This is a genomic window from Actinoplanes sp. NPDC051861, from assembly GCF_040681145.1.
GTDB lineage: Bacteria > Actinomycetota > Actinomycetes > Mycobacteriales > Micromonosporaceae > Actinoplanes.
In genome coordinates this window covers 117764-134011 of record NZ_JBFAYE010000011.1, presented here as the reverse complement: position 1 = coordinate 134011, position 16248 = coordinate 117764, and the positions used below count along the sequence as shown (strand labels likewise).

General features: G+C 69.0%; 16 protein-coding genes. 10 read left to right on the top strand and 6 right to left on the bottom strand.

Annotation, left to right across the window (positions count from 1 at the left end):
• Positions 1 to 56 precede the first annotated feature (56 nt).
• Entirely contained in the window at positions 57 to 566 is a 510-nt protein-coding gene (locus tag AB0M02_RS26840) for a hypothetical protein (protein WP_364231323.1), read from the top strand.
• A 3-nt stretch (positions 567 to 569) separates the two neighbouring features.
• On the opposite strand, the gene AB0M02_RS26835 is transcribed toward AB0M02_RS26840, so the two are convergent.
• The gene (locus AB0M02_RS26835) at positions 570 to 767 is read right to left on the bottom strand and encodes a hypothetical protein (RefSeq protein ID WP_364231321.1); all 198 of its coding nucleotides are present in this window, start codon (positions 765 to 767) and stop codon (positions 570 to 572) included.
• Between the two features lie 106 nt (positions 768 to 873).
• Here AB0M02_RS26835 and AB0M02_RS26830 point away from each other — a divergent pair, with 106 nt between their 5' ends.
• Together AB0M02_RS26830 and AB0M02_RS26825 are read left to right on the top strand one after the other, a co-directional pair.
• Positions 874 to 1497, top strand: a complete 624-nt coding sequence (locus tag AB0M02_RS26830) for a hypothetical protein (protein ID WP_364231319.1) — start codon at positions 874 to 876, stop codon at positions 1495 to 1497.
• Between the two features lie 9 nt (positions 1498 to 1506).
• On the top strand, positions 1507 to 2478 hold the full coding sequence (locus AB0M02_RS26825) for an aldo/keto reductase (RefSeq protein ID WP_364231316.1): 972 nt from the start codon (positions 1507 to 1509) through the stop codon (positions 2476 to 2478).
• Here the strand turns inward: AB0M02_RS26825 and AB0M02_RS26820 are convergent.
• Positions 2475 to 3308 (bottom strand): DUF1028 domain-containing protein, encoded by an 834-nt coding sequence (locus AB0M02_RS26820; RefSeq protein WP_364231315.1) that lies wholly within the window; start codon positions 3306 to 3308, stop codon positions 2475 to 2477. The genes AB0M02_RS26825 and AB0M02_RS26820 overlap by 4 nt on opposite strands.
• 247 nt (positions 3309 to 3555) lie before the next feature.
• Positions 3556 to 4056, bottom strand: a complete 501-nt coding sequence (locus AB0M02_RS26815) for a hypothetical protein (RefSeq protein ID WP_364231648.1) — start codon at positions 4054 to 4056, stop codon at positions 3556 to 3558.
• Positions 4057 to 4150: 94 nt separating this feature from the next.
• On the opposite strand from AB0M02_RS26815, the gene AB0M02_RS26810 reads away from it, so the two are divergent.
• The 4 genes from AB0M02_RS26810 to AB0M02_RS26795 all read left to right on the top strand — a co-directional run bounded on the left by AB0M02_RS26810 (position 4151) and on the right by AB0M02_RS26795 (position 8263).
• Positions 4151 to 5242 carry a TetR/AcrR family transcriptional regulator gene (locus AB0M02_RS26810; protein WP_364231313.1) on the top strand — a complete coding sequence of 364 codons (1092 nt, stop codon included), beginning with the start codon at positions 4151 to 4153 and terminating at the stop codon, positions 5240 to 5242.
• The gene (locus AB0M02_RS26805; RefSeq protein ID WP_364231311.1) at positions 5239 to 5793 is read left to right on the top strand and encodes a transcriptional regulator; all 555 of its coding nucleotides are present in this window, start codon (positions 5239 to 5241) and stop codon (positions 5791 to 5793) included. The genes AB0M02_RS26810 and AB0M02_RS26805 overlap by 4 nt, the downstream gene beginning before the upstream one ends.
• Positions 5790 to 7058 carry a PEP/pyruvate-binding domain-containing protein gene (locus tag AB0M02_RS26800; RefSeq protein WP_364231309.1) on the top strand — a complete coding sequence of 423 codons (1269 nt, stop codon included), beginning with the start codon at positions 5790 to 5792 and terminating at the stop codon, positions 7056 to 7058. Before AB0M02_RS26805 ends, AB0M02_RS26800 begins: the two co-directional genes overlap by 4 nt.
• Before the next feature lie 233 nt (positions 7059 to 7291).
• A complete protein-coding gene (locus AB0M02_RS26795; RefSeq protein WP_364231307.1) occupies positions 7292 to 8263 on the top strand; it encodes an AraC family transcriptional regulator in 972 nt (323 codons plus the stop codon).
• Between the two features lie 235 nt (positions 8264 to 8498).
• Here AB0M02_RS26795 and AB0M02_RS26790 read toward each other — a convergent pair whose 3' ends face one another.
• Together AB0M02_RS26790 and AB0M02_RS26785 are read right to left on the bottom strand one after the other, a co-directional pair.
• The gene (locus AB0M02_RS26790; RefSeq protein ID WP_364231645.1) at positions 8499 to 9155 is read right to left on the bottom strand and encodes a response regulator transcription factor; all 657 of its coding nucleotides are present in this window, start codon (positions 9153 to 9155) and stop codon (positions 8499 to 8501) included.
• A 458-nt stretch (positions 9156 to 9613) separates the two neighbouring features.
• A complete protein-coding gene (locus AB0M02_RS26785) occupies positions 9614 to 10807 on the bottom strand; it encodes a histidine kinase (protein ID WP_364231305.1) in 1194 nt (397 codons plus the stop codon).
• 120 nt (positions 10808 to 10927) lie between these two features.
• Between AB0M02_RS26785 and AB0M02_RS26780 the strand changes: the two genes are divergently transcribed.
• Positions 10928 to 11677, top strand: a complete 750-nt coding sequence (locus tag AB0M02_RS26780; RefSeq protein WP_364231303.1) for a GAP family protein — start codon at positions 10928 to 10930, stop codon at positions 11675 to 11677.
• A gap of 295 nt (positions 11678 to 11972) precedes the next feature.
• Here AB0M02_RS26780 and AB0M02_RS26775 read toward each other — a convergent pair whose 3' ends face one another.
• Complete coding sequence (locus tag AB0M02_RS26775) at positions 11973 to 12374, bottom strand: VOC family protein (protein WP_364231300.1); 402 nt, start codon at positions 12372 to 12374, stop codon at positions 11973 to 11975.
• Positions 12375 to 12446: 72 nt separating this feature from the next.
• Here AB0M02_RS26775 and AB0M02_RS26770 point away from each other — a divergent pair, with 72 nt between their 5' ends.
• Both AB0M02_RS26770 and AB0M02_RS26765 read left to right on the top strand, forming a co-directional pair.
• Entirely contained in the window at positions 12447 to 12806 is a 360-nt protein-coding gene (locus AB0M02_RS26770; protein ID WP_364231298.1) for a VOC family protein, read from the top strand.
• Between the two features lie 347 nt (positions 12807 to 13153).
• Positions 13154 to 16243, top strand: coding sequence for a discoidin domain-containing protein (locus tag AB0M02_RS26765; protein WP_364231296.1), 3090 nt, complete (start codon positions 13154 to 13156; stop codon positions 16241 to 16243).
• Positions 16244 to 16248 lie beyond the last annotated feature (5 nt).

The window sequence follows — 16248 nt, the reverse complement described above, 5'->3', positions numbered from 1 at the left end:
GGGCGCCAGGCCCATCGTGCGATCACCGGATCCCGGAGATGCAAGGGAGCATCGCCATGACCGATCGCTTCGACCCCAACATCCCACCCGCCGGACCGACCGACCCCGCCATCGAGGGCGCGTTCCTGGGCATCGTCGCCATCACCGACAGGCCCACGCTCGGAAAGTCCAACCTGGTCGTCAACCGGGCCAAGCCGTTCGACATCGACGTGACCTGGCACGTGTTCGGCAACCTCGTACCACTCTGGCTGACGGCACTGTCGGTCCGCACGAGGGACTGGGTCGTCACCGCATGGGCCGAGTCGCAGGGCCCCGGTGACGAGGTCTCCCTCGGCGAGGTCCGCGTGCCGGTCCGCGGCCCGTTCTTCTCGCAGGACGAGCAGTACCGCGCGAAGCTCGTGGTCCCGGCCTTCAAGCTGCCGGAAGGTGACCCCGGCAACGTCACGCAGGCCGGCGTGTACAAGATCGTCGTCACGACGTTCCTGGACTCGGACCTCGGGCCGGTCGGTTACGACATGATGGGTTACGCCGAGGGTCCGATCATCAAGGTGGAGGACCCGAACTGACGGTCACGCCACCTCGACGGCGCTGATGCCGGCACCGCCCAGGGATCCGAAGTGCTGGACGCTGAAGTCACCCTGGTTGATCACCGTGAGTCGTGGGCGGCCCTTGCCCACGACCACGCGGCGACCGCATGCCGCCTCCGTGCAGACGAACAGCACCTCGTTGCCGTTCTCCGCCTCACAGGACATGTTGTGAACTGCCATCTCGGCCTCGATTCTGGCGGGAGTTCAATGTTCCCTCCACGAATCGGCCGTACCCCATCCGTTTGCCCACTGCCGATGAAAAGGCACATTCTCCGTGGAGCGAGCCATGGACGAAACCACCCGGATGACACCGGCGACCCGCGCCGCACTGGTGGCGCTCTCCCAGGGCAGCTGCGACTTTCCCGGCTGCCGCACCCCCGTCATGGTCTTCCTCGGTGACGAACCCGAGGTCAACGTCGAACCGGTCCGCATCCGTGACACCGACCCGAACCGGCCGCGGTACGCCCCCGGACTCGACGACGACGAGCGTGACGGCTTCGACAACCTGCTTCTGCTCTGCGTCCCGCACCGCAAGACGATCGACCGGGACGAGCAGGGACACCCCGTCGAGCTGCTCCAGACGTGGAAGCCGAAGCCGCCCGGCCCGCTGTCGGAGCTGCGCGGACTGAGTTCGCAGCGTCTGGACCTGCTGCTGACGACGGCGTTCGCGGCGGCCCGGGAACAGATCGACGAGGCGCTGAACGCGTTCGAGAAGTCGGATCCCGCGTCGGGGCAGCTGCTGCGGGAGATGGTGAACACGCTGCACGACCAGCGCGGCCGGTACGGCGCTGACCCGCATCTCGCCCGCGCGCTGGACGGGCTCGACCGCCGGATGGACGACCTCGTGCGGCAGCTGGAGGCGAAGCCGGGTCGCCCGGAGCGGATCAACGTGGGCTGGCGCAGCACGTAGATTGAGATCATGGAGTACACACGTCTGGGAAGCTCGGGCCTCAGGATCAGTCGCATCACGCTGGGATGCATGAGTTTCGGCGAGCCGGACCGCGGCGGCAACCAGTGGTCGCTGGACGACGGTGCCGCCGAGCCGATCTTCCGCCAGGCCGTCGAGCTGGGCATCACGTTCTGGGACACGGCGAACGTCTACAGCCTCGGCTCCTCCGAGGAGATCGTGGGGAGGGCGATCCGCAAGTACACCGACCGCGACTCGATCGTGCTGGCCACCAAGGTCTACTTCCCGATGCACCAGGGCCCGGGCGGTTCGGGCCTGTCACGCAAGGCCATTCTGGAGAACATCGACGCGTCGCTCACCCGTCTCGGCACCGACTACGTCGACCTCTACCAGATCCACCGCTTCGACCCGGAGACGCCGGTCGAGGAGACGATGGAGGCGCTGCACGACGTGGTCCGCGCCGGCAAGGTGCGCTACCTCGGTGCCTCCTCGATGTGGGCGTGGCAGTTCGCCAAGCTGCAACACGCTGCCGACCTCGGCGGCTGGACCAGGTTCGTGTCGATGCAGAACCAGTACAGCCTGCTTCAGCGCGAGGAGGAGCGGGAGATGTTCGGCCTGCTCGCCGACCAGGGCGTCGGCTCGCTGCCGTGGAGCCCGCTCGCCAAGGGACGCCTGGCCCGCCCGTGGGAGGACATGTCGACCCGCCGCGCCGAGGTCGATCCGCTGCACGCGCGGTACGCGGACGAGGAGAACCGAGCCGTCGTCGACGCGGTCCGTCGCGTGGCCTCGGCGCGGGGCGTGCCGATGGCGCAGGTCGCGCTGGCCTGGGTGCTGCACAATCCGGCGGTGGACGCGCCGATCGTCGGCCCGACCAAGCCGCACCACCTGACGGATGCGGCGGCCGCCCTGGAGATTCGCCTGACGTCTGAGGAGGTCCTCGCGCTGGAGGAGAATTACACGCCGCGCCTGCCGTCCGGTTTCTAGCTTTTTGTTCTGAGTTGATCCAGCACCAGCGGGTCGATCGAGCCCGGCACGACGCGTTCCTCCAGGTTCTCGATCCCGGCCCAGCTCGCCAGTTCCTCGTCCAGGTCGGCGCCGGTGTGCCCGGCAGTTGCGAGCCGCGTGCGCACCTCGTCCGCGATCGCGCCGGTGAGCGGGATCAGGGTGGCCGGGTCGGGCCGCTCGAAGTAGAGCGTGTGCAATTCCAGCAGCCGGGCCAGCTCGGCCACCGGGTCCGGGTGATCGTCGACTCGCAGGTCGGCGACGATGTCGCTGGTGCCGCCGTACCCCATGCCCTTCGCCACGACGAGCAGCGCGGCGCTCTGCCGCCCGCGCCGGTCGCCGCCCGCGAGATCGCCGGCCCGCAGCGCGCCGAGGAGCCGGTACTGCAACCGTGGCTCGTCGGCGCCGGCCAGCCAGGTGGTCTCCATGTCGGCGACGACCTGCGGGCCGGCCAGCATGTTGCCCTGGATCGCGTATCCGTCGCCGGTTGCGCCACCCGCCCACGGATGGCACTGGTCGCCGGTGAAGCCGGCACCCGGGCCCTGTGTGCTGACCACCCCGACCTGCCGGTGCGTTACCGGGCCGGCGTCACCGGCGATCAGCGCGCGCACGGTGCCGTCCGCGTCCACCCCGGTGCTCAGCAGTGCCAGCGCCTGCGGGCGGTAGGCGAGGTTCGCATAGGACTGGGTGGCGACCGCGCCGATGCCGGCGGCCGCGGCGGGCACGACCGCTCCGGCACCGAGGAATTTGCTGGCCACGGCGACACCGTGTGCGGTGCCGTCGGCGGAGCGGGCAACGATCGAGAAGGTCATGGCGAGACGGTATCCGTGCCTTCCCCCACCCGTCCCCCGATGCCCCCCGATCCGCCGCCCGGCCGTTCTCCGCCCGGCCGTTCTCCGCCCGGCCGTTCTCCGCCCGGCCGTTCTCCGCCCGGCCGCCCGATGCCCTCGACTCCGCCGCCGGGCCGTTCCCTGCCCGGCCGCCGATGGCCCCTCGACCCCGCCGCCGGGCCTCTTCCGCCCGTCAGCCGTGTGTTGGCTTTGGGTCGGCGGCTGCCGATTACTGCCGGTGGGGAGGCGGCTGGGTGGGCGCGTTTTCGCCGAGGGCTGCGTGGTTTTTCGCGATTCCGGCGCGGATCATCTGGCCGTACTCGTCGTCGGGGAGAAGGTGGACGGTCTCGGTCGCGGCGGCCAGGTGGTGCTGCGCCTCGGTGGCGTTGCCGGCGCGGCGGTGTGCGTCGGCGAGATTGAGGTGCAGGGACGGTAGGAAGGCGCGTACCTGGAGCGAGTCGTGATATTTCCGGGCGCGCTCGTCGGTCAGGTCGGTGACGGCGGCCAGGGCGCGTTCGTCCCACATCAGCTCGTCGGTGACCGTCTCCTGCAGGTCGGCGGCGTAGTGGGCGATGCTGCACCGGTGCAGCGCGTCGCCGTGGTCGCCTACTGATTCCCAGAGTTGTTCCAGGGCCTCGCGGGCGGCTCTCGTGTCGCCGGCTCGGCCCTGCTCGACCGCTTTCGCCATCGCGGTCATGATCTCGTCCGGCACTGTCTGTTCGGTGCTCATGGGCGGCAACGGTGGCGCCTCGACCAGGTCGAGGGTCAAGCTTCCACCATTCGGATGTTCAGAACATTCGGATGCTGCGCGTATTCTGAGCAGCGTGGTGAGGTTGACCAGAGCACAGCAGCAGGAGCGGACCCGGGCGTCCGTGCTTTTCGCGGCTGCGGCGGAGTTCGCCGAGTGGGGTTATGCGGAGGCGAAAGTCGACCGCATCGCCGAGCGGGCCGAGATGACGCGCGGGGCGGTCTACTCGAACTTTCCGAGCAAACGGTCGCTCTATCTGGCGGTGCTGCTCGACGCGCTGCAAAGTCGCCATGTCGGCGGGTTCGACACGGTGCCGGAGGACGTGGCCGCGGCGGGGGAGGCGTTCGCGCGGGTCTGGCTGGAGCGGCTGCCGCTCGCGGGTGACTCGGCGGCCGCGGCGCGGTTCCGTTCGTTGTCGGTGACCGGCGTGTTCGACGACGAGCCGGGGCGGGCTGTTCAGGCGCAGTTGATCGCGTTGGAGACGTTGCTGCTGGCGCTGCGGTTGGAGACGTGCCGCCCACGGGCTGCCCGGCGGGTGCGCCTGGCCGAACTCATGCTGACGTTGCTGACCGGTGCTGATCACCTGGCGGAAACCGCTGCCGGGTTCGGGGATCCGTTCGAGGTGGCGCGCGCCTGCCGCTACCTCGCGGCGATGGAGGGGCTGGACTCCTGGGATCCGCCACACCTGCCGTTCATCGCCCCGGCGGTTCCGTGTTCGGAGTCCTGGGATCCGCCGTCCTCGGTCACCGACGCGATGATCGACGGACCGGTCGGGCTGGGGGGTGACGGTGTCGTGCTGTTCCTGGGAGCGCGGCGGCTGGGAGGGGCGGAGGAGGCGGTCCGCGCGGTGCGGCCGGGTGACTCGCTGACGGTCGTGCTGGTCGGTGGGGATCCGGTGGAGGTGGGCGCGCTCGTACGCTTGCGGGTTTCTGATCTGGCTCTTTGCCTTCGGCGGGTGTTCGGGCCGGGTGGGCTCGGGACGGTGAGTGGCGTGCCGGTGAGGGTTGTGCTCGATGAGGGTGGGGTGGTCGCGGCGGCTGCTGGGCTGTCGGTGGGGGATGACACGGAGGAAGCGGTTCGGGTGCGCGGTGGGCGGATTGTTGCGCGGGCGCGTGGGCGGGGCGCCGGGCATGCGGCGGCCGTCGTGGGAGGGGAATCCGAGGGATGAACACGGTTCTGCATTCGTTGCGCTGCATGGGGTACGCGGAACTGACGCGAATCGCCGATGTCACCGGGTCTACGCCGTCGGAGGTCGAGTCGGACCTGATCGATCTGGCGGTTGACGGGTTCGTGGTGCGGACACCGCCGCCCTTTCCGACGTGGGGGCTTACCGAGGCGGGCAAGGCGGAGGACGCGCGTCAGGTTCTGGACGAGGTTTCGAAGGCGGGAGTGCGGGATGACGTGCTTTCGGCGTACAAAAAATTTTTGATCTTGAATCCTGAACTTCTGGACCTCTGCTCGGCGGCGCTCGACGAGGATCTTGAGACGGCTCGGGTGCTGGCTCGATTCGAAGACTTGGACAAGCGGGCGGAACCGATCTGCTCGTCGCTGGCGGCCGCACTGCCTCGGTTCGGCGCGTATAGCGTGAGGCTGGGTGCGGCGCTCGACCGAGCGCGGTCCGGGGAGCGGGAGTACCTGGCAAGCGCGACCGATTCTTATCACGGAGTGTGGTTCCAGCTGCACGAGGATCTACTGGCCACTCTGGGCATTCCCCGGTGATCTTCGAGGTGTCCGCGTCGCTCGAGGCTCCGGTGGAGATCATCGGCGCGAAGGCCCGCGGACTGGTGGAGATGACGCGGCTGGGGTTGCCGGTGCCTTCGGCGTTCGTGATCCCGGCCTCGGCGTGCAGGAGTTTCCTTCGCGACGGGAGCATGCCGGACGGTCTCGACGACGCGGTCGCGCGCATCGCTGGTGCTGGCACGCTGGTTTCGGTGCGCTCGGGCGCCGCGGTTTCGATGCCCGGGATGATGAACACGATCTTGAACGTTTCGCGGGCCCGGGTCCGGGAGGCCGTGCCGGCCGTGTTCTCGTCGTGGAACACGCCACGGGCCGTCACCTACCGGGAGCTCCACTCGATTCCGCATGATCTGGGCACGGCCGTGATCGTGCAGGCGATGGTGTTCGGTGATCGGGATCAGCACAGTGGAACCGGCGTGGCGTTCAGCCGGGATCCCGCCACGGGTGAGCGTGCGCTCTACGGCGAGGTGCTGTTCGGGCGGCAGGGCGACGCGGTCGTGGCCGGCGAGTCGGAGACCCAGCCGCTTCACGATCTTGCCGTTCGTGAACCCGGGATGTGGGAGGAGCTCGGTTCGGCCCTGGCCGCGCTGGAGCGGCACTATCGGGATGCGTGCCATGTGGAGTTCACGTTCGAGGCGGGCCGGCTGTGGTTCCTGCAGGTGCGCCCGGGTGGGCTGGTGGGCCGCGCCGCCGTCCGCGTGGCCGTCGACCTGGTGGACGAGGGCCTCATCGACCGCCGGACCGCCGTGGCTCGTGTCTCCTCCCGCGATCTACGTCTGGCCCGGGCCCTTTACATCTCCACCACCGCTGATCTCGACGTGCTGGCCCGCGGCATCGGCGCCAGCCCTGGCGTGGCGGCCGGCCGCATCGCGCTGACAGCCGACCACGCCGTGCAGATGGCCCGCTCCGGGCCTGTCGTCCTGGTACGTCCACACACCTCACCCGTCGACATGCACGGCTTGGCTCTTGCTGCGGGTGTGGTCACCAGCCGGGGCGGCCCGACCAGCCACGCGGCAGTGGTGGCGCGTTCCATGGCCAAACCCGCCGTGGTGGCCGCCACCACCCTGACGGTCGACCCCACCTCCGCCTGTGTTTTCGCGGGCAGCCGAGTCGTTCCCGAAGGCACCCCGATAACCATCGACGGCGCCAGTGGCCTCATCGTTCTCGGGTCACCGGCCATCTCGGAGGGCGCCGGCGACCCGCACCTGGCCCGGCTCAAGGGTTGGGCCGCGTCGCGTTCTCTGTAGTTCTCGCCAGCGGCTTGTTCTCGTCAGCGGCTTGCGCGGCTCTTGGTGCCGGTTTGTGCGGTCTCGGGGACATTTTTGCGGCGTTTGGGGTCGGCTTGTCCGGGTCCTGGCGCCGGTTTGTGCGGCTCCGGGCGCCCGATCGATGCGAGACTTAGCCTGGACGGATCGTGTGAAATCCGTTGTCATCGGCACCTGGTCGTCCCCGGCGAAGATCTCGGTCGAAGGAGCGGGCGATGGACACCAGCCCCGTCATCTCGGTGCGAACCGACGACCTCGACGAAGCCCGCGAGATCTGCGGCACGCACCTGTACCCGCGCTCGATGCGCCTGCTCGAACCCGGCTCCTTCCTCGACGCGCGTTTCGCTTTCATGCATTTGGACGTGATGACCCTCGCCGACGTCCGATACGGCGCGGCAATGGCCGGCGTCACCAGCGAACTCGGCTGCTACCACGTCAACGTGCCGCAGGCGGGACGTTTCTACGCCTCCCAGGGCGGGCGCCCGATCAGCGGCACATGGCGGCGCGCCGCGGTCTATCAACCGGTCGGCGACACCGCGCTGCACTGGTCCAGTGCCGACTGTCACCTGCACGCGCTGAAGATCGACAGGTGGGCGCTGGAGGCCCATCTGGAGGCGGTGTTCGATGTCCGCGTCAACGGCTGCATCCGGCTGGCGGGGCAGATCGACATCGGGCAGGGCGCCGGGCGCACGTTCAACGGCCTGGTCCGCCTACTGGGCGAGGAAATGGCCAACCCGGACAGCCTGCTGAGCCGTCCGGCGGTCGCCGAGCCGGTGAAAGAGACGCTGATGACCGCCCTCCTGCTCGCCACCGATCATCAATACCGTGACACGCTACGGGCCGGCACGTTCTTCGCACACGTGCCCGCGCGCAGCATCGGCCGCGTCGTGGACGCCATCCACGACGAACCGAGCCGTCCCCACACGCTCGCCTCCCTCGCCGCGATCGGCCGGACCAGCAGCCGCCGCCTGCACACCGAGTTCCTCCGGCAACACGGCGTCACCCCGATGGCCTACCTGCGGGATGTCCGCCTCCTGGCAGCCCACGCCGACCTGGTCGCCGCCGAACCGGGTCAAACCTCGGTCCCAGCGATCGCCCGCCGCTGGGGGTTCCTGACATCGCAACGATTCACCCTGCGGTACCGGGCGCGCTTCCACGAGTCTCCCGCCGCCACACTCCACTCCTGACCCTTCCCTCGGTCCGGCGGAGCCCTCGCTCGCCGATCGTGGCGGGGAGTTCTGGTGGCGTCCTCTCGCGCCAATCGTGACAGGGAGCCCCGGTGGAGCCCCCTCTCGCCATTGGTGGCAAAGGAGCAGCGTTGGGGAGAGCCGGTTCAGGCGGCAACGGACCACTGCGGCGTGCACGGTGGAGGCGGCCAATCCCAGTCGGTCGGCGATCGCGACCGTGCCGGGCCGTTGTTGGTCAAACCAAGCCGGCCTCCTTTGCCAGGATCGCGGCCTGGACGCGGGACGTGCAGTTGAGTTTGGCGAGAACTCGGCTGACGTGCGTCTTGGCTGTGGCTTCGGTAATTGCCAGCTTGGCGGCGAGCTCGGCGTTGGAGAGGCCGCGGCCGAGGGCGGTGAGCACATCGTGTTCGCGATCGGTGAGGTTGTCTAGAACCTTGGGTGGGCTGGACACCACCTGCTTGTCGGCGGCGATGAAGGCGCTGAGCAGGCGGCGGGTGACCTCCGGCGCCAGGAAACCGTCGCCGGCGGCGACTCGGCGGACGGCGTCGATGAGGGCGGATGGCTCGACTGACTTGAGGAGGAATCCGGCGGCTCCGGCGCGCAACGCCCCGAACAGGTATTGGTCCAAGTCGAACGTCGTGAGGATCAGCACGTCGGCGACTCCGGCCGAGGTGATCGACTGGGTCGCGCTGATCCCGTCGGTGCCGGGCATGCGGACGTCCATCAGCACGACGTGGGGTCGCAAAGCGATGGCCTGCCGAACCGCGATCTCACCGTCCGACGCCTCACCGACCACGACGATGTCCGGCGCCTGCTCAAGCATCAGTCGCATCCCGGCCCGGATCGCCGCATGGTCGTCGACCACCAGCACACGAATCGACGATGCGTCCACGGGATCGGCGGCCTGCTCGGAAGCACCAGGCGTCGGTTGGCCGGGCGCGGCGGGCGTCGACCGGCCTGGTGTTGTGAGCGGCAATTGTCTGGGCGTTGCGGGTGACGGTTCGTCGATTGTTGTGGGCGGCGGTTGGCTGGGTGCGGCGGGCGTCGGTTCGTCGATTGTTGTGGGCGGCGGTTGGCTGGGTGCGGCGGGCGTCGGCTGGTCTGGTGTTGTGAGCGGCGGTTGGCTGGGTGCGGCGGGCGTCGGCTGGCCTGGGGTCGTGGGCGCCGATTGGCTGGGCGCGGCGGGCGCCGGACGGTCGGGTGTTGTGAGCGGCGGCTCGCGGGCGATGAGCGTCGGCTGGTCGGGCGTTGTGAGCGGCGGCTCGCGGGCGATGAGCGTCGGGTGGTCGGGTGCGGTGGGCATTGGATCCTCGAGCATGGTGTAGCGGGCGATGACTGATTCGGTGGTGGTCATGAGCGTGGGCGGCCGGAAGCGGCGCCGGCTGGGTTGAGGGGGAGGGTGGCTCGGAGGCGGAAGTGGGCGTCGTCGGGGCCTGCGGTGAGGTCGCCGCCGAGAAGGGCTGCCCGTTCGCGTAGGGAGACCAAGCCTGTCCCGGAGCTCAGGGCGTGGTGGTCGATCGAGTGGGCGTGGGTCAGAGTGTTGGCAATGTCGACGGTGACCAGGTCGCCCGGGTAGCAGATGTCGAGCGTGACCGATGAACCTGGCGCATGTTTACCGGCGTTGGTGAGAGCCTCGCGGACTATTCGGTAGACCGTGTGCGAGACGACCGCGGGCATGCCGGGATCGTCGGCGGTGTTCGTCTCGACCCGCAGCCCGCCGGCGGAGGCCTCCGCCACCAGGTCGGGCAGGCGGTCCACGCCGCCTGGCAGGGTGAGATCGGTGCCGACGGGATCGTCGGCTCGCAACAGCATGATCATGGAGCGCATCTCCTCCAGGGCGGCGAGGCTGCTCGTGCGGACGGCCCGCAGGGCGGCGCGGTCCCGGCTGGTATCAGGTGGTGCGGCCAGAGCGGCACCGGAGTGGATCGCGGTCGTCGAGAGGTGCGCGGCGATGACGTCGTGCAGGTCGCGCGCCATCGCGGCACGGTCGGCCAGCACGGCCTCGCGTGCGGTTCGCTCGGCGTCGAGAACGCCCAGCTGGCGCTGCTGCCGGATGTTGGCGGCCCACCACAGCGGCACGAACAGCAGAGTGGTCAACTGCAGGCTGACGAAGACGCCGATGCGCAGCTCACCGAGTGCGAGACCGGCGACGACGCTGGCCGTGCCGACGACCACGAAGACCGCGGTGGTGACGGCGGCCCGGGCGCGCGCCGAAGCATAGAGCCCGGCGGAGAAGATGAGATCGAACAGCACCAGCACGACCGCGACGCTGCCGCCGAGTGCCAGGTCGGCGGCGCCCACGAGCGCACCGACACCGAGAGCGAGCATCGGACGGCGGCGCTTGCCGAGCATGGCGAGACAGCCGATCGCCAGAAGGACGGTGTGCCACCATGAGGGAGCGCCGGCGAGACTGTCGATCTCGGGCAGCGTCCAGACGTCGGTCAGGCCGACAAGGTTGAACGCCAGGCCGGCCAGGAACGTCGCGACCGCGGTCAGGACGTCCTGGTATCGCCTGCGTTCTCGCCAGAGTGCATTGAGCGCCACGCGGACATCCCACCACGGCGCGGCGGATCGGTCGTCGGCCAAAGGATGTACGAGTTTTCCGTACCCCTGACATCTTTTGGCCGACGCCAAGCGCGACGCGCTCCCGGCAGAGTTGCCGCCATGGACATCGCGCTTCTGGGGTCGCTGGCGGTTCTCGCATTGATCGACTCCACCAGTTTCGGAACGCTACTCATCCCCATCTGGCTGCTTCTGCATCCAGGACGACTCAGACCGGGTCGCATCTTGATCTTTTTGGGTACGGTGGCCGCGTTCTACTTCGCCGTGGGCATGACTGTGGCGCTCGGAGCCGACGCGTTCCTGCCGCAGATCGCCCGTGTCCTCGACACGCGGCCGGCGATGTGGATTCAGCTGATTCTGGGCGTGGGACTGTTCTTCTGGAGTTTCCGGCTGGATCGCAAGAAGAGACCTGCCTCCGGCGGTGGCCGTCTCGTGCGGTGGCGAGAGCGCGCCCTGTCCAGCGACGGCGACGGCAACAGTGACGGCAACGGCAAGGGCGGCGGCGCGCTGGGACTGGCTGGGCTCGCGCTCGCTGCCGCGGCCGCTGAGGTGACGACGATGCTGCCCTACATCGCGGCGATCGGCCTCCTGACCACCGCCGAGCTGCCGGTCGCGCAGGTCGCCGCGGTGATGGCCGGGTATTGCCTGCTGATGATCGTCCCAGCGCTGGTGCTGCTCGCGCTGCGGCTGATCACGGGCAAGCGGATCGAGCCGCTGCTGACACGAGTCAGCAACTGGATGGCGAACAGCAATGCGCTGTCGTGGATCGTCGGCATCGTCGGGTTCCTGCTGGCCAGAGACGCGGCGTTCCGGTTGGGGTTTCTGGAGCTCTGCTTCGGCGACGGGTGCTGATCGGCCAGGTACTGACGGGAGGAGGGCTGAGGGCTGACCGGAGCGGACCGAGCCGGCGTGACCGCCACGGACGGGAGGGCCAGGAGGAGGAGAGGAGAGGAGAGGAGAGGAGGGCTGCTGGTGGGGCGCGAGGCCGGCGGCGAGGAGGGCTGCTGGTGGGGCGCGAGGCCGGCGGCGAGGAAGGCTGCTGGCGTGCGCGGGGCCGGCGGCGAGGAGGGCTGCTATGTGCGATTGACGAAGAGAAGCGTTGCCACGGGACCGGCTGGAGTGGGGGCGCTGCTGGCGGGACGCGCGGTTACAGGCGCTCGGGTGGGGGCTGCAGCACGCAGAACTCGTTGCCGTCGGGGTCGGCGAGGATGTGCCACCGCCAGCTCTCCTCGGTTACCGGCTTTTCGGTCAGGCGGCGGGCGCCTGCGGCTTCGATTCGGGTGACTTCGGCGTCGAGGTCGGGGACGCGCAGGTCGAGGTGGAGGCGGTTCTTGGAGGTCTTGGGTTCGGGGACGCGTTGGAGGAGGAGTTCTACGCCGTTGCCGTCGAGGGGGAGGAGGCGGCGGTAAGGGCCGGGGCCGGTGGAGGGAGGGTGATAGCCGAGGACTTCGCACCAGAACGCGGAGGAGCGGTCCAGGTCGGAGCAGTCGAGGACGATGGCCAGGACGACGTTGTTGCGGCCGCCGAAGCGGGCGGGGCCTTCTGTCACCGCGGCAGGGTACCCGGTCACCGCGGCACGGCACCCGGGTTTGGGCGGGCGAGCACGGGAAACGTTGGGCGGATGAAACTGGCGGCTACGACGATCAGTTCGCCTGACCCGCGGCGGTTGGCTTTGTTCTACGGGCGGCTGCTGGAGTGGCCGATCACGACGGACGAGGACGGCTGGGTTCAGCTCGTGGCGTCGGACGGGGCGGGGCTGTCCTTTCACGCCGAGGATGCCTTTGAGTCGCCGGTGTGGCCGTCTCGTCCGGGGCGTCCGCAGATGCAGTCACATCTGGACATCGAGGTGGCGGATCTGGAGAGCGGGGTCGCCCAGGCGGTCGCGCTCGGGGCGACGGTGGCTGAGCATCAACCGCAGGAGGACGTGCGGGTGTGCCTCGACCCCGACGGTCACCCCTTCTGCCTGTTCGTCCGAACCTGACGCGGCGTGGTGGCGGGGGGTGAGCGAGGGAAGTGGTGCGGCGCGGGCCGGCGGCGCCCGGAGACAGCCTGGAAAGCCTTTACACCCGGAGAGCTACGAATTAAACCCTCCGACCGCATAGTTCCGCCCGGTGGTATTCAACATCACCTGGCCGGATGAACCGCTTATCGGCATGATCACGAATGTTGAGCTTGGGGAGGCTTATGCGCGGCCCATTTCAATAAGTCAGATTGGACGGATCACGAAGAAGTTAATACTCGGTAAACCATCGTCCTCAATGGCGTGTTGTCATCCCCTCCCGGGGTTCGTGGAAAACCTCCCCGGGCCTCAAGGGGGAGGGGACGCCGATGGCGGCTCGGCGAGTGGTTTCCGGTATGGTCGTCGGCCTGCTGGTGGTGGTTACGGCGGCTGTTGTCGGGTCGGCGACAGCGCAGGCGCGGGAGCTTCCGGCTGGGTTTCGGGAGCAGATCGTTCTGAGCGGGCTGGATCTTCCTACGAATCTTGAGTTTGCCTCGGACGGGCGGATATTCGTGGCGGAGAAATCGGGGCGGATCAAGGTTTTTGACTCGATCGCTGACACGACGCCTACGCTTTTCGCCGATCTTCGTGCAAACGTGCACAACCAGGGTGACCGTGGGCTGCTCGGGCTTGCTCTGCCGCCGGGGTTTCCCGCTCAGCCGTATGTCTATGTGCTCTACACGTATGACGCGCCGCCGGGGCAGACCGCGCCTGTCTGGAACGACAACTGCACGGCGGTCGGTGGGGCCAACGGTGGTCAGTGCATCGTGACCGGGCGGCTGTCGCGGCTGGGGCTCGACGGCAGTGAGACCGTGTTGCTGCACGACTGGTGTCAGCAGTACTCGTCGCACTCGATCGGCGACCTGCGGTTCGGGGCGGACGGCATGCTGTACCTGAGTTCCGGTGACGGGGCGAGCTTCAACCTCGTCGACTGGGGGCAGTTGGGGGATCCGGCCAACCCGTGTGGCGACACGACGATGCAGGGTGGCGCGCTGCGGTCGCAGGATGTGCGCAGTGCCGCCGACCCGACGAGTCTGGACGGGACGATTCTGCGGCTCGACCCGGCTACCGGTGCTGCGGCGCCCGGCAATCCGGCGATCGGGGCGGCCGATCTGAACACGCGGAGGATCGTCGCCTACGGGTTGCGGAACCCGTTCCGGTTCGCGATGCGGCCGGGCACCGGGGAGATCTGGGTGGGCGACGTCGGCTGGAACGAGTGGGAAGAGGTCAACCGGCTGACCGATACGGCTACCACCGTACGCAATCTGGGTTGGCCCTGTTTTGAAGGTGCTGATCGGCAGAACGGTTATGACGGCGCCAACCTGGACCTCTGCGAGAGTCTCTACACAGCTGGGGGGCAGACGGGACCGTATTACACCTATCGGCACACCGAGAAGGTCGTGGCGGACGAGGCCTGCCCGACCGGCGGATCGAGCACGTCCGGGTTGGCGTTCTCGCCCACGAGTGGCGGCGACTACCCGGCGGCGTATCAGGGCGCGTTGTTCTTCGCCGACTACACCCGGGACTGCATCTGGGCGATGCTGCCGAGCGCGCCGGGCGGGGTGCCCGTCGCGGCGAACCGGGTGACGTTCGCGGCCGGCGCGGCAAACCCGGTGGATCTGGCGATCGGGCCGGGCGGCGACCTCTACTACGTGGACATGAGTGGCGGCACGATTCGCCGGATCCGGTACTTCGCGGGCAACCAGCCACCGACGGCCGCGCTGACCGCCTCGCCGACGACCGGGCCGTCGCCGCTGACCGTGAACTTCGACGCGAGCCAGTCCAGTGATCCGGACCCGGCCGACGCGGGGTTGTTGAGGTACGAGTGGGACTTCACCAACGACGGGACGGTGGACGCGCGCACCCCCACGGCGTCGTTCACGTATCCGTCGGGTGGCCCGTACACGGCTCGGCTGCGCGTGCTGGACAGCCTGGACGCCGCGGACACGCAGACCGTCGAGATCCAGTCGGGCAACAGTCCGCCGGCCGCGGTGATCAACAGTCCGGCGGGCGGTAGTACGTTCGCGGTTGGCGAGAACATCACGTTCAGCGGTGGTGCGACCGACCCTGACCAGGGGAACCTGCCGGCGTCGGCGCTGCGGTGGCGGCTGCTGCAGTACCACTGCTTCACCCCGGACAACTGCCACGTCCACACCGCGCAGGAATGGAACGGCACCACCGGGACGACGTTCCCGGCGCCCGATCACGAGTACCCGTCCTATCTGGAGCTCGTGCTGACCGCCACCGACGCGGGCGGGCTCTCGTCGACCGTGACCCGGCGCATCGACCCGCGGACCGTCCAGCTCACGTTCCAGGGCAATCCGGCCGGGACGCAGGTCACCGTGGGCGGGACGGCGCAGACCACGCCGTTCACGCGTACGGTCATCCAGGGCTCGGCCAACTCGATCAGCGGGGTGACGCCGCAGACCGCCGGCGGTGTCCCGTACATCTTTGCCGCCTGGTCCGATGCCGGCGCCCAGACGCACACCGTGACCGCACCGGCGGCGAACCGGACCTATACCGCCTCCTTCGTGCAGCAACGGCTGGCGCAGAGCCAGATGACCGTGCGCTCGGTCGACTCGCAGGAGACCGCCGCCGGCAATTACCGGGGCACCAACGCGCTCGACGGCAACAACGCGACCATGTGGCACACCGTCTGGTCGGCCGCCACCGACCCGGCGCACCCGCACGAGATCCAGCTGGATCTGCGCGGCCAGTACGACGTGACCGCCGTCCACTACCGCCCCCGCCAGGACGCGTCGCCCAACGGCCGGATCGCCCGGTACGAGGTCTATGTCTCCGCCGACGGCACCAACTGGGGCACGGCGGTCGCCACCGGCACGTGGATCGACAGCACCGCCGAGCAGTCGGCAACCTTCGCCGCCAAGACCGGCCGGTACGTGCGGCTGCGTGCGCTGTCCGAGGTGAAGGGCCAGCGCTGGACGAGCGTCGCCGAGCTGAACGTCGCGGTCGCCGCTAAGCTGCCCCGGCAGGCGCTGACCGTGCGCTCGGTCGACTCGCAGGAGATCACGGCCGGTAATTACCGCGGGACGAACGTGCTCGACGGCAACACCGCGTCCATGTGGCACACCGTCTTCTCCGTCGACCCGGATCCTCGGCACCCGCACGAGATCCAGCTCGACCTGGGACGCAGCATGAGCGTCAGCTGCGTCTACCAACTGCCCCGGCAGACGCCCAACGATCCGAACGGCATGATCGCGCAGTACGAGGTCTACACGTCGGCCGACGGCACGAACTGGGGGAGCCCGGCGGCGACCGGCACGTGGGTGGCCGGCACCGCCGAGCAGAACGCCTGCTTCAGCGCGCGCGCCGCCCGTTATGTCCGGGTCAGGGCGATGTCTGAGGTGAACGGCCAAGCCTGGACAAGCATGGCCGAACTAAGGGTGGCAGCCCGCTGACGAAA